Annotated in this window: 11 protein-coding genes; 7 read left to right on the forward strand and 4 right to left on the reverse strand. The window is 74.1% G+C overall.

Annotated elements, in window-relative coordinates; genetic code table 11:
- Positions 1 to 42: 42 nt before the first annotated feature.
- The 3 genes from ACFW3D_RS26200 to ACFW3D_RS26210 all read left to right on the forward strand — a co-directional run bounded on the left by ACFW3D_RS26200 (position 43) and on the right by ACFW3D_RS26210 (position 3,878).
- Positions 43 to 1,044 (forward strand): helix-turn-helix domain-containing protein, encoded by a 1,002-nt coding sequence (locus ACFW3D_RS26200; RefSeq protein ID WP_500507686.1) that lies wholly within the window; start codon positions 43 to 45, stop codon positions 1,042 to 1,044.
- A 155-nt stretch (positions 1,045 to 1,199) separates the two neighbouring features.
- On the forward strand, positions 1,200 to 2,798 hold the full coding sequence (locus tag ACFW3D_RS26205) for a phytoene desaturase family protein (RefSeq protein WP_500507688.1): 1,599 nt from the start codon (positions 1,200 to 1,202) through the stop codon (positions 2,796 to 2,798).
- Between the two features lie 90 nt (positions 2,799 to 2,888).
- Entirely contained in the window at positions 2,889 to 3,878 is a 990-nt protein-coding gene (locus ACFW3D_RS26210; RefSeq protein WP_500507690.1) for an aldo/keto reductase, read from the forward strand.
- Between the two features lie 64 nt (positions 3,879 to 3,942).
- Here the strand turns inward: ACFW3D_RS26210 and ACFW3D_RS26215 are convergent, their stop codons facing one another.
- Entirely contained in the window at positions 3,943 to 4,500 is a 558-nt protein-coding gene (locus ACFW3D_RS26215; protein ID WP_500507693.1) for a universal stress protein, read from the reverse strand.
- Between the two features lie 89 nt (positions 4,501 to 4,589).
- Positions 4,590 to 4,892, reverse strand: coding sequence for a putative quinol monooxygenase (locus ACFW3D_RS26220; RefSeq protein ID WP_500507703.1), 303 nt, complete (start codon positions 4,890 to 4,892; stop codon positions 4,590 to 4,592).
- Between the two features lie 164 nt (positions 4,893 to 5,056).
- Here ACFW3D_RS26220 and ACFW3D_RS26225 point away from each other — a divergent pair, with 164 nt between their 5' ends.
- Both ACFW3D_RS26225 and ACFW3D_RS26230 read left to right on the forward strand, forming a co-directional pair.
- Positions 5,057 to 5,491, forward strand: coding sequence for a hypothetical protein (locus tag ACFW3D_RS26225; RefSeq protein ID WP_500507705.1), 435 nt, complete (start codon positions 5,057 to 5,059; stop codon positions 5,489 to 5,491).
- A 77-nt stretch (positions 5,492 to 5,568) separates the two neighbouring features.
- Positions 5,569 to 6,420, forward strand: a complete 852-nt coding sequence (locus tag ACFW3D_RS26230) for a hypothetical protein (protein WP_500507707.1) — start codon at positions 5,569 to 5,571, stop codon at positions 6,418 to 6,420.
- Positions 6,421 to 6,510: 90 nt separating this feature from the next.
- On the opposite strand, the gene ACFW3D_RS26235 is transcribed toward ACFW3D_RS26230, so the two are convergent.
- Positions 6,511 to 8,181, reverse strand: coding sequence for a hypothetical protein (locus tag ACFW3D_RS26235; RefSeq protein WP_500507709.1), 1,671 nt, complete (start codon positions 8,179 to 8,181; stop codon positions 6,511 to 6,513).
- Between the two features lie 317 nt (positions 8,182 to 8,498).
- Between ACFW3D_RS26235 and ACFW3D_RS26240 the strand changes: the two genes are divergently transcribed.
- On the forward strand, positions 8,499 to 10,232 hold the full coding sequence (locus ACFW3D_RS26240; protein ID WP_500507713.1) for an MFS transporter: 1,734 nt from the start codon (positions 8,499 to 8,501) through the stop codon (positions 10,230 to 10,232).
- 72 nt (positions 10,233 to 10,304) lie between these two features.
- On the opposite strand, the gene ACFW3D_RS26245 is transcribed toward ACFW3D_RS26240, so the two are convergent.
- Positions 10,305 to 11,291, reverse strand: a complete 987-nt coding sequence (locus ACFW3D_RS26245; RefSeq protein ID WP_500507715.1) for an ArsR/SmtB family transcription factor — start codon at positions 11,289 to 11,291, stop codon at positions 10,305 to 10,307.
- Between the two features lie 157 nt (positions 11,292 to 11,448).
- Here ACFW3D_RS26245 and ACFW3D_RS26250 point away from each other — a divergent pair, with 157 nt between their 5' ends.
- The gene (locus tag ACFW3D_RS26250) at positions 11,449 to 12,870 is read left to right on the forward strand and encodes an alpha/beta fold hydrolase (protein ID WP_500507717.1); all 1,422 of its coding nucleotides are present in this window, start codon (positions 11,449 to 11,451) and stop codon (positions 12,868 to 12,870) included.
- Positions 12,871 to 13,000 lie beyond the last annotated feature (130 nt).

Consider the following 13,000-nt stretch of genomic DNA (forward strand, 5'->3'; position numbering starts at 1 on the left):
CCGCCAGGTGGCCGTTTGGTGCCACGGAGGTGTCGGAGAGGCATGGGATTCGACGTACTGGGGCTGACGGACGACACGGAGCGCGTCTACACCGCTCTGGTGGGCATGCCGAGGTGCACGGCCACGGAGCTCGCCGCGGCGTGCGGCATGTCCGCGTCCGCCACCGGGCGGTTGCTGTCCGCCCTGGTCAGGGACGCACTCGCGGTGCGCAGCGCGGGGCGGCCGCCGCGGTTCACGGCCGCCGCCCCGGATGTCGCGGTCGGCGCGCTGATCCAGGACCGGGAACGGCAACTGGGCGAGGCCCGGGCGCTCGTGCAGCGGCTCAACGAGGCGCACCGCGAGGCGACCCGGATCAGCCACCCGGACATGGCCGCCGAACTCCTGACGGACCGCGACGACATCAGCGACGCGGTCCACCGGCTCACGACCGGCGCCCGGCACGAGGTGTGCGCCTTCGACCGTCCCCCGTACGTCGACCGGCCCGGCAGCAACCTCGGGGCCCAGCTGGAACGCCAGCGCAACGGCGTGGCCCACCGGGTGATCTACGACCGCCAGGCGGTCGCCTGGCCCGGCAGGCTGCGCGCCGACATCGTGCCGAGCATCCGGGCCGGGGAACAGGCCCGGGTCCGGCCCGAGTTGCCGCTGAAACTGGTCATCAGCGACAACGAGGCGGCGATCATCCCGTTCAGCCTCGCGCCCGGCGGCCAGTCCGCCGCGTACCTGATCCACCGCTCGCCGATGCTGGTCGCCCTGCAGGCGCTGTTCGAGGCGCAGTGGGAACGGGCCGTCCCCCTCGAGCCCACCGCGCGGCGGCCGTCCGGCCGCAGCGAGGCCGAACCGGAGGAGCGGCGTCAGGAGCCGGACGCCGAGACCAGGACCCTGCTGACGCTGCTCGCCTCGGGGCTCACGGACGCGGCGATAGCCCGCACCCAGGGCTGGAGCACCCGCACCACCCAGCGCCGCATCCACCGGCTGATGACCGAGCTCGGCGCGGCCACCCGCTTCCAGACCGGACTGGCCGCGGCCCGGCGCGGCTGGCTGTGAGCCCCCGGCGGCACGCACCGGCCGCCCCGCCCCGCGCCGCACTCGACGTGCGGGTGTCCCGGACCGCGCGCACGCTGGACAATGCGCGCAGTGGGACGTCGCCCCGCCGGTTCCCGTGGAGCGGCATCCCGGAGCGACGAACCCGAGGAGCGCTGATGGCACGCACGGTCGACGCCGTCGTCGTCGGATCCGGTGTGAACGGCCTGGTCGCCGCCACGGAGCTGGCCAAGGACGGCTGGTCGGTGGCCCTGCTGGAACAGGGCGACCGGCTCGGCGGCTTCATCGCCACCGAGGAACGGACCCTGCCCGGCTACCTGCACGACACCTACTCCTCGTGGCACCCGCTGTTCGTGTCCGGAGGGGCCTACGCCGTCCTCGGCGAGGACCTGCACCGGCACGGCCTGGAGTACCGCAACGGCGACGGATACGTGACCGGGACCGTCACCGACGACGGCCGCGTGCTGCTCGCCCACCGCGATCCGGCCACCACGGCGGAGGCCTTCGCCCACCCCGAGGACCGGGCCGCCTACCTGGGCGTGCTGGGGCGCTTCCTCGACAACGCCGAGGCCGTCGGCGGCCTGCTGAGCGGCGAGCCCCGCTCACCGCGGACGCTGCGGCACATCGCGAAGCTGCTGCGCCGCGAGCGGTTCACCGGCACCGAGGCCTGGCTGCGGTCCGCCCTCACCAGCGGACGCTCCTTCTGCCGCGAGGCGTTCCTGGGCGACGAGGCCGACGTGCTGTGGGTGCCCTGGCTGCTGCACGCGGGCCTGTCCCCGGACCACGCGGGGGGCGGACTGCTGCTCCCCGTGCTCGCCGCATCCCTGCACGGCTTCGGCGTGCCCGTCGTGGCGGGCGGCGCCCGCAACTTCGTCCGCGCCTTCGAGACCCTCCTCGGCGAACTCCACGTGGACGTCCGCACCGGACACCCGGTGGAGCGGCTGCTCCTCACCGACGGCAGGGTCACCGGCGTGGTCAGCGGCGGTGAACGCATCCACGCCCGCCGCGCCGTCCTCGCATCGGTCACCCCGACCGCGCTGTACGGGCAACTGCTGCCGCAGGACGCCCCGGTACCCGCCGCGGTGCGCGACCAGGCCCGGCGCTTCCGCTACGGCCGCGCCGCGATGCAGCTCCACGTCGCCCTGTCCGCACCGCCCGGCTGGCACGACGACCGGCTGGCCGCCGTCCCGCTGTTCCACCTGAGCGACGGCTCGGCGAGCACCGGGATCGCCTGCGCGGAGGCCGAGGCGGGCCTGCTGCCCCGCAGGCCCACGGTGGTCGTCGGCCAGCAGCACGTCCTCGACCCGTCACGCGTACCCGAAGGTGCCGCGTCCCTGTGGATCCAGCTCCAGGAACTGCCCTTCGCGCCGGTCGGTGACGCGGCCGGCGAACTCCAGGGCGGCGGGGGCTGGACGAAGGCACTGACCGAGGGCTACGTCGAGCGGGTTCTCGCCCGGGTCGCCCGTCACGCCCCCGACCTGCCGGGCAAGGTGCTGGCCTGGGACGCCGTCACCCCGGCCGACCTGGCGGCCCACAACCCCAACGCGGTGGCCGGCGACCCGTACGGCGGTTCCGCCGAACTCGACCAGAGCCTGCTGTGGCGTCCGCTGCCCAGTGCCTCCCGGCACGCCACACCCGTACCCGGGCTGTGGCACATCGGCGCCTCCACCCACCCCGGCCCCGGCCTCGGCGGCGGCTCGGGACACCTCGCCGCGCAGCAGCTCATCCGCGGCACGCGGCGTCGCGGCCGCCGCTGACCGGGCCCGCCCGCGGCGGGGATTGTGCGCCGGGCGGCCGCGTGATCCCCTGGCTGCCGCAGGGAGGACCGTACGGCGGAAGGGGGCGACATGCGGGCCGGCGATCTCGTACCACTGGGACGCACACCGCTGCGGGTCAGCAGGCTCGGGCTGGGGCTGGCCTCACTGGGCGGGCTCTTCTCACCCGTGCCGGCCGCGCAGGCCGCGGCCGTCCTGGACCGGGCCTGGGAACTCGGCATCCGGCTCTACGACACCGCACCCGTCTACGGCTACGGGCGCTCCGAGACCCGCACCGGCGCGGCGCTCGCCGCCCGCCCCCGCGACGCCTTCGTACTGTGCACCAAGGTGGGCCGGCTCATCGAACCGGGAGGCCCCGACACCCAGCCGATCTGGGCCGATCCGCCACCGGGCGTGGGGCCGCGGCTGGACTACTCGTACGCCGGGGTGCTGCGCAGCGTCGAGGAGAGCCTGGCCAGGCTCGGGCTCGACCGGATCGACGTGCTCCATGTGCACGACCCCGACGAGGACTTCACGGCCGCCGTGGGCGACGCCTACCGGGCGCTGGCCGCACTGCGGGCAGCGGGCGTCGTCGGTGCGGTGTCCATCGGGGTCAACCACGCACCCGTCGCCGTCGACTTCCTGCACCGCGTCGCCGACCCGGGACCGGACTGCGTGCTGCTGGCCGGCCGTTACAACCTCCTGGACCAGTCGGGCCTGGACGAGTTGCTGCCGCTGTGCGCCGAGCGCGGCATCGCCGTCATGGCCGCCGGGGTCTACCAGTCGGGGCTGCTCGCGGACCCGCGGCCCGGCGCGCCCCACGGGTACACCACCGTGCCCGCCGGACTGGCCGGCCGGGTGGCGGCCTGGCGGGAGGTGTGCCGGAGTTACGACGTGCCGTTGCTCGCGGCGGCCGTGCGCTTCCCGCTGGGGCACCCGGCGGTGGCGTGCGTGGTCGTCGGGGCGCGTTCGCCGGAGGAGGTCGCCCAGAGCGTCGCCTTCTTCGACCACCCCGTGCCCGCGGAGTTCTGGCTCGCCGTCAAGGCCGCCGGGCTGCTCCCGGAACACGTGCCCACGCCGTGAGCGGGTCGCCGCCGGGTGCGCTCCGTCCGGCTCTTGCGGAGCCGGACGGGGCGAACCGGTCGGGTCAGGCGGCGGAGTGGTCGCCCTCGGCCTGCTCCTCGGGGACGAGCAGTACCGCGATGCGGCTGGCGTGTGCGACGGCGTCGCTGACACGGGGGCTGAAGAAGGCCGCGACCGAGCCGCGGTGATGGGGGCTGAGGACCAGGAGGTCCGCCTTGAACTGCTCCGCCGCGGCGGAGATCGCGCCGGGGACCTCCTGCGTGGTCACGTCGCGGACGACCTCGCCGTCGGCCACCTCCACGCCCATGCCGTGGAGCGTGGCGACGGCCTCGTCGACGACGGCGCCGGCGTCGGAGTCCTCCTCCAGGGTCATGACGGTGTCGAAGGCGACCGTCGAGGCGAGCACGTGCACGACGTGCACCGCGGCGCCGGTCAGCCGGGCCATGTCCCCGGCCGTGCGCAGGGCGGGCCGGGCGGAGGGGTTCGAGTCGACGGCAACCAGGATGCGCTGGTACATGGAGACCTTTTCTCTTCTTCCAGAGCTGAACAGGGAGTGGCGGACCCAGTAGAGGCCCGCGCCGGTGGAGCTTCCCTGACCAGCGCTGTCGTACGGCGTGAACATTCCCTTCACAGTCTGCGCCGACCGTCGGGATCGTCCGAGACGGGGGTGGCGCCCCCTGCGCTCCGGCCGTTGCCGTACCCTGCGCCCCGTCAGCGGGGCAGTTTCGCGGCGAGCACGTCGACCGGCGTGATCACGGGCGGCACGGCGAACAGTTCGTCGCCGAGCGCCTCGATGCGCTGCCGCACCTTGCCCCGCAGGTGCGTCTCGCGGTCCTCCTCGGTCTCGAAGGCGTCGAAGATGCGGAAGGAGGACGGACCCAGGCGGAAGGCGAACCAGGCCAACGTGCCCGGTTCCGCGTCGACCAGTGCCTTGGCGTCGACGAGGAAGCGGGCGACGTCGTCCTCGCCTCCCGGCCGGGCCTCGAACTCCACGAAGAATCCGTACGCGGGCATGGCGGTGCTCCAGGTCGCAGACGGGACGGCCCCTCGGGGCCGCTGGTGGGGGCGACGCTACCCGGCCGTCCCGGCGTGTTCCGCGAAGCCCGCACGGCATTTCGCGGCAGGTTCCGGGTGCCCGCGGTCTCCCCCGAGGCCGGGAGCGTGGTTACGCTCGCGTCGTGAAGAGCGAGCGTCACGACGCGTCCGGCCCCGGTCGGCGCCGGCCCGGTCAGGCCGCTGCGCTCACCGCGTGGCTGATGGTTGCCGGGCTGCTGGTGCTGGGCGCCGTCACCCTGCTGCTCTGGCCGTTCGGCCTGCTGCCCGACGTGAGCATGCTGTCCGTCGGCTCCGCCCTGTTCGCCGGTGGTGCCGTGGCCGACTCCTTCCGGGAGCGCCCTCGCCGCTGGGTCGTGGCCGTCGTGGCCGGTGTCCTGCTGGTGGGGGCGGCGGCGGTGCTCGGCCTCACGGTGGCCTGGCTGGTGTCCCCGCCCGCCGCCGACCTCGGCGTGCAGGCCGGGATCCTGCTGGGACTGCCCCCGGGCGTCGGGCTGTTCACCTGGGTGACCGACCGGATGAACCCTCCCGCCCCTGCCGCCTCCGCTGCCGGCGGCTGACGCCCTGCGGAACCCGCTGCCGGGGCGGCACGTCCCATCGGCGGGGCCCGAGGGGGCCCGCTGCCCGGGGAGGCGTCATGAGACCGTTCGTGCTGGTGGGAGTCCTCTGTCTGCTCGTGGGAGCCGCCGGATGCGGAGAGCTGACGGCGTCCGCGACGGACGACGGTGCCGCGGCCACCGCGCGCATGCGTAAGGTCGCCGAGGCATGGGAGGGCTCGGCTGCCGCGCGATCGTGGCGCGAGGGCTTCTACCCGCTGGAGGACGTGGTCCGCCTCCCGGACAGGGCGTTCCGCACCGACGCCGACAAGCTGGCCTACCTCACCCGGAACTTCGAGCACCGCGGAGCGCTTCCCCGCACCGAGCGGGAGGGCCGCATCCGCTGGGCGGACGGGACGTCGAGCCCCGTCGCGCCGCTGACGGCGCGGGAGGCCTACGACCTGCTGGACCAAGGCCCGGAGGCCCGGAAGGACCCACTGACCGTCACGAAGGCCAGCTACGGCGAGATGACCCTGCTCACCAGCCGCGGCCAGGCCCGCGTCCCGGCCTGGCACTTCACGCTCGACGGCTACGACACCCCGCTGGTGCGCGCCGCGGTCAACCCCGCGCGGCTGCCGCGCGCGCCGATCGCCGCCCTGTCCGAGGCCACCGATGCCGGAACGCCGCTGTACGGGCTGCGGAAGGTCGCCGGGGACGGCCGGAGCGTCACCGTCCTGGCGGGGCACGGCGCATGTGACGACGGCCCGGCCGTGGACGTGCTGGAGACCCGTGACAGCGTGGTGCTCCGCGGCACCGTCGCCGGCGCGGACGACGGCCCGTGCACGAAGGAACTGGTCGTCGATCCGGTGACGGTCCGGCTGGAGCGACCGCTCGGCGGGCGGATCCTGCTCGACTCCTTCACCGGCGGGCCCGTGGCGCTCGGTGGGCGGTAGACCGCCCGCTCCGGGCCCCGGTCACCCCTTACGACGACGGCCGCCGCACCCCGGGGGCGCGGCGGCCGTCGTGCGTGGCTGCGTGCGGCGTCAGGCGGCGCTCCTGCGCCGTACGAAGACGATGATCACGGCGCCCAGCCCGAGGGCCAGCAGGGCGGAACCGCCGAGCAGCAGCGCTCCGCCGGCGCCGGTGAAGGCGAGGCCGCCGCCGGAGTCACCGCCGGAGGCCGAGGTGCTGCCGCCGTCGCCGGAGGTGCCGGCCGAGCCCGACGCGTCGTCGGAGGCGCTGGGGTGCGGGGTGGCCGACGGGCCGCCGGAGGATCCCTGCGAACCGTCGCCGTCGCCGCCGTCGTCGTCGCCGGTGCCGTTCAGGACGATCCAGGCGGTGTTGTTGGACTGCTCGGGCTCGGACGGGCTGTTCCACGTCGGCAGGGCGACCTTGCCCTTGGCGTTCTCCACGACCTTGTCGATGCGCAGCTCGAACGGGAAGCTCAGCTTCGTGTTCTCCAGCAGCGGGGTCGCCACCCAGCACAGGTAGCCCTTGACGCCCTCGTCGATGGTCGTGAGGTTGCAGCGCTCGGGGCTCTTGGTCACCTTCGCGCCCTCGGGGACGGCGACGGTGAAGCCGATCGGCTCACCTCCGTTGCGCAGCGAGCTGATCCAGGCCGGCCCGTCGTTGCGGAAGCCGATCTCCGCCTTCACGGTGTCGCCGACCTTGCCCGCGGCGGAGGCACCGGTCAGCACGAGGTCGTAGGTGTTGTGGCCGGGCAGGTCGAGCTCGGCGTAGCGCGCGTAGTCACCCGCGGGGGCGCCGGGGACCTCCTTGAGGGTCATCGGCGCGCCCGTGCCGGGCGTGTAGCCGTCCTCCGCCATCAGGGCCTTGGCCTTCTGCGCGCCGACCGCGGAGAACCCGTAGTTGACGATGTCGTAGAGGGCGAAGTCGGCCGTCTTCACCTTCAGCGGCTCGGACAGGGCGTACGCCGTGCCCGCCTTGAAGGTGCCGGGGAAGGTGCAGATCGCGTCGGTGCCCTGGTGGAGCAGCGAGCCGTCGGTGGTCTGCTTGTAGGCGCAGTTGCCGTAGCTGTCGGGGAAGCTCAGCCCGCGCGAGCCGTGGAAGTGCAGCACGGTGCCGTCGGCCGCCATGCCGCCGACGTTGCGGAAGCCGACCGGTGCCTCGTAGGTGTCGCCGGCGGCGAAGCCCTTGGGCTCGGACAGGGTGCGGCCCCGCAGTTCGGGACCGCCGACCAGCACGTCGATGGTGAGCGGCGCGAAGTCGACGCCCTCGCCCTCGCCGGTCACCTTGATGGTGCCGAAGTCCCCGGCCGCGCTGTCGGCGTCGACCGTGAGGCGGATGTCGCCGATCTCGTTGTAGGTCTCGCCGGCGTTGATCTCGTCGCCTTCGCAGACGGCGGTCAGGCCCTTCGCGCCGCACGGCAGCCTCACGGCGGCGACGCCGTCGAGGCCACTGGCGTCGATCTTGATCGTGTACGGGCCCTGGTGGATGACCGGGATCACCCCGTCGTCGCCGGGCTCGTCGCTGCCGGGCGCGGCGAGCCGCAGGGTGACCTGGGGCTCGTCCGAGTCCTCGCCGTCGCTCTGGAGCGACAGGTCCACGTGGCTCTTGCCGGTGATCGTGACCGGCAGCGGGGCTCCGTCCTCGGCGAAGGCGGAGGAGGCGGGCCCGAAACCGGCGGCCAGAGCGGCCGCCGCCACGAGTCCGATCGCTGCCCGGTGGACGGATCTGCGGACGGGACGTCTCATCAACGGTTCCTTGTCGGATGTCATGGATGTCACGGATGTCGGAGTCTGTGCGTGCGCCGCCCTGGGCGCACACTTTTCAGACCGTCCCGGCATCCGCAGCGTTGTGCACAGGAAGATCACAGGGCGGTCACAGGTGGGGCTGCCGTGCCGCAAGGGATCCGTGTGTGTCGTCACCAAAGCGAAATAAGCCGGTCAAATGCATGTTTTGTGGTTTCCGGGCGGCGGAATAGTTGCCTCGGCATACGGGGTTGCAGCCCATGTACGCCACACGCACGACCATCACCACGGTCCCAACCTCTGCCCGGAGGCCTCACCCCATGACGCTCACGACGACCGACCTGCCCGCCCGGAGAGCCAGTGGGGCGGTCGTCCCGGTCCTCGCCTTCGCGGGCATCGTTGTCGCGGTCATGCAGACCCTGCTGGTCCCGGTCATCAAGGACCTGCCGCAGTTGCTGGACACCGCCCCGAGCAACGCGACCTGGGTGCTGACCTCCACCCTGCTCTCGGGCGCCGTGGCCACCCCGATCATGGGCCGCCTCGGCGACCTCTACGGCAAGCGCCGCATGCTGATCGGCAGCCTCTCGGTCATGGTCGCGGGCGCCGTGATCAGCGCCGTCACCAGCCAGCTGCTCACCATGATCGTGGGCCGCGCGCTGCAGGGCTTCGCCATGGGCGCCATCCCGCTCGGCATCGGGCTGATGCGGGACATGCTGCCGAGTGAGCGGCTCGGCTCGGCCATGGCCCTGATGAGCTCCTCCATCGGCGTCGGCGGCGGCCTCGCGCTGCCCGGCGCGGCGCTGATCGCCCAGCACGCGAACTGGCACGCGCTCTTCTACGCCGCCGCCGGCCTCGGCGTGCTCGCCATCGTCCTCGCGCTGGCCGTCGTGCCGGAGTCCCCGGTGCGCGCGAAGGGCTCCTTCGACCTGCTCGGCGCGCTCGGCCTGTCCACCGGTCTGGTCCTGTTCCTGCTGCCGATCACCAAGGGCAGCGACTGGGGCTGGTCGTCCGGCACCACCCTCGGGCTGTTCGGCGCCGCGGCCGTCGTCCTGCTGCTGTGGGGCGTGATGGAACTGCGGGTGAAGGCCCCGCTGGTCGACCTGCGCACCACCGCCCGTCGCGAGGTGCTGCTCACGAACCTCGCCTCGATCATGGTCGGGGTCAGCTTCTACGTCGTCTCGCTGGTCCTGCCCCAGCTGCTGCAGCTGCCCGCCGCCACCGGCTACGGCCTGGGCCAGTCCATGCTCGTCGCCGGTCTGGCCGTGGCCCCGCTCGGCCTGACCATGATGTTCACCGCCCCCGTCTACGCCCGCCTGTCCGCCCGCTTCGGCCCGAAGACCACGCTGATCATCGGCCTGCTGGTGATCGGAGCCGGCTATGGCGGCGGGCTCGGCCTGATGGACGCCGTCTGGCAGACGGTCCTCACCTCGGTGATCCTCGGCGCCGGCATCGGCCTGGCCTACTCCTCGCTGCCCGCCCTCATCATCGGCGCGGTGCCGGCGTCCGAGACGGGCGCGGCCAACGGTCTCAACACCCTGATGCGGTCCGTCGGCACCTCGGTGTCCAGCGCGGTGATCGGCATGGTGCTGGCCAACAGCGCGCAGCACGTGAACGGCGTCGCCCTCCCGACCATGCACGGCTTCCGCCTCTCGTTCCTGATCGCCACGGGCGCCGTCCTCGTCGGGCTGCTGCTCGCCCTCGGACTGCCCGGCCGGCACAGCGGCCCGCAACTGCGCGCGAGCAGCGAGGAGGAGGCCGGCCAGGTGTCCGCGGAGCAGGTCCTGCGCGGCTTCCGCGGCCGGGTCGTCGGCATCGGCGGCGCACCCGTCGCCCGTGCCAAGGTGACCCTGATCGACCGCCGAGGCCGGCAGGCCGGCGCGACGCTCTCCGCGGAGGACGGCAGCTACGCGCTCGCCGTCCCGGCCGGGGGACCGTACGTGCTGGCCGCCCGGGCGGCCGGGCACGGGCCCCTCGCCTCCGCCGCCACGCACATGGGCGACGAGCGCCTGGTCGACCTCGACCTGGCGCTGCCCGGCGAGACCGTCACGGCCTGACCACCCGTCCCCGGCCCGCCACGGGGCGGGCCGGGGGGCACGGCGCCGCCGGGATCGCCGGGACGGCCGGGATCAGCCCTTTCCCGTGAGCCGCGACCCGGCGGGCGTACGCCGGTACAGCACCGTCCGGCCCGACCGGGAGCGGCTCACGAGACCGGCCCGGTGCAGCACGCCCAGGTGGTACGAGACCGTGGCGGCGCTGAGGAAGTGACGCGCCGCGAGCTGCGTGGTGGACGCCGGCCGCGCCAGCGCCCCGAGCAGCCCCGCGCGGGTGGGACCGAGCAGCCCGGCCAGCTCGGCCGACGGGGGCACGGGCGCGGCGGGCCGGTCCCGTACGGGATAGGCCACCATCGGCGGCCGCCGTCCGCTGGGCACCGGGTCCACGACCACCGCCGGTCCCGTCGCCACCAGCGACGGCAGCACGATCACCAGGGGAACGGGGATCCCCACCGTGAAGCGGCTGTCGACGCGCAGCGTGCCGCCGGCCCACCGGATCCCGGGGTGCAGCGAGTTGAACAACCCTGCCGCGCCCTGCCGGGCCAGCACCCCCGCGCACCGGTCGACCTCGGCGTCGAGCGCCGCCTTCGCGTCGGGCCAGTGCGGGGCGAAGGCGAGCTCCCAGTACCGCCGCAGCTCCTCCGCGACCTGCCGGGCGACGTGTCCGCCGCCCCGCGCCATCGCGCGCCGCACCCCGGGCGGCAGCTCCGCTCCGGCCAGCCCGTTGCAGGGGCGGCCGTCGCGCAACGCCTGCAACTCGTCGAGGACACGGCCGGGCGGGGTGGCACGGACCAGGTCCAGTTCCTCCTCGACGGTGGGCGAGGGGCCGGACGGATGCGGGCTGAGGAAGTCCGGCAGGTAACCGCCGCCGTCGAGGGCCAGTTCCGACAGCAGCGGCAGCCGCGCGCGGCGCAGCACACGACGGGCGCGGGTCACCCATGGATCGGCCTGCGGATCCGGGCGCAGCCCCCAGGGCAGCAACGTCGCGGCGACTTCGTGCAGCGGCGAGACCACGAAGCGGGACCGGGCCAGGCCGGCGGCGTCCACGGTGAGTTCGATCATCCTTCTGGCTGCCGCTCCTTGGCCCGGGTGCTTTCGAACGTGGTCGAATCGTGGCACGGACTCTCGCCGTGGCGAGCCCTGTTGGCGCAGTCTGATGGCCGACGGACGGCAGGGGCACGAAGGACACCGGAAGACGGGGGTGCGTGCGATGCGGGCGATGCGCAAGGCCGGAAAGGCACGGGGGACGCGGAGGTCCGGAGCACGGGCGGCGGTGGCGCTGGCCGCCGCCGGTCTGCTGATGGTGTCGGGCACCTGCACGTCGTCGGCCCAGGACCGGGGCGCCGCGGGGAGCGGGGGGAGCGGGGGGCTCTCCGGCACCGCGGCCTGCCCCGGTCTGGAGGGCTTCAGCTGTGCCACGCTGACGGTTCCGCTCGACCACAGCGGCGCGGTGCGGGGCCGGCTGGGCCTGAAGGTCGCCATGGGGGACAACGCGAACGCTCCCAAGGGCGTCCTGCTCTTCCTCACAGGTGGTCCCGGGCAGCCGGGCGTGCCCTTCGTGGAACGGATCTCCAAGGCCATGGAGCCGGTGCTCAAGGACTACCGCCTGGTCATGATCGACCAGCGCGGCACCGGCGGCAACGCCCTGCAGTGCCCCGAACTGCAGGCGCAGATGGGGTCGTCCGACCTCACACCGCCCACCGCGGGCGCGGTGCGGGACTGCGCCGCGGCGATCGGCACTGACCGCCGCTTCTACTCCACCGGCGACACGGTCGCCGACCTGGAACTGCTCCGCCGAGCGCTGGGCGCACCGAGGATGACCCTCGACGGGGTCTCGTACGGCACGTACACCGCCGAGCGGTACGCCCTCGCCCACCCCGGGCGAGTGGCCCGGCTGGTGCTGGACTCGGTGGTGCCGCAGACCGGTTACGACCCGATGGACCTCGCCGCGATGCGGGCCGCGCCACGCGTGCTGACGGAGGCGTGCGAGAGCATCGGCTGCACCACGGACCCCGCGGCGGACCTCGCCGAGGTCGTGGACACCTACGACAACGGCGTCGACGTGCTGGACGCCCTGACCACCTGGGAGTTCGTCGACCCGGACTACGCGGAGATGATCGACGCCCTCCACCAGGCCGCAGAGGGGGCCCCGGGACTGCTGAACGGCCTCATCCAGGGCGTACGGCAGGGCAGCGCGGCGAGCGCGGAGGAACTGAGCCAGGGTCTCCACGCCTCGACGCTGTGCCTCGACGGCCGCTACCCCTGGGGCCGTTCGGACGCCCCGCTCGCCGGCCGCCGGGACGCGCTGGAGAAGGCGGGCGCCGAACTCACCCCGGCCGACCACGGTCCCTTCGACGCCGCCACGGCGACCGGCCTCGGCTCCATGCTCAGCTGCCTCGACTGGCCCCGCACCCCGGCCCCGCCCCTGCCCGCCGCCCACCGCCGGCTCCCCGGCGTCCCGGTGCTGCTGCTCGGCGGCGACCGCGACCTGTCGACACCGCTGGAATGGCTCTACGACCAGAAGAAGCTGACCCCGCGGGCCAAGGTCGTCGTGGTCCACGGCGCCGCCCACTCCGTCCAGAGCCGGGCGGTGAGCGACGAGGGCCGCCGGGCGGTGCACGACTTCCTTCTCGGGCGCTGACGACCGCGCGGACGGACCGCGCGGGGGGGGGGCGGCCGGCGGGCCCGGGGGGGGGCCCCCCCCCCCCGGGACCCCGGCCCCCGGGGGGATTAAAAAAAAAACAGCCCCCCCCGGGCGGTAAAAAAAAAAA

This window comes from Streptomyces sp. NPDC058864, assembly GCF_042742985.1.
Lineage (GTDB): Bacteria > Actinomycetota > Actinomycetes > Streptomycetales > Streptomycetaceae > Actinacidiphila.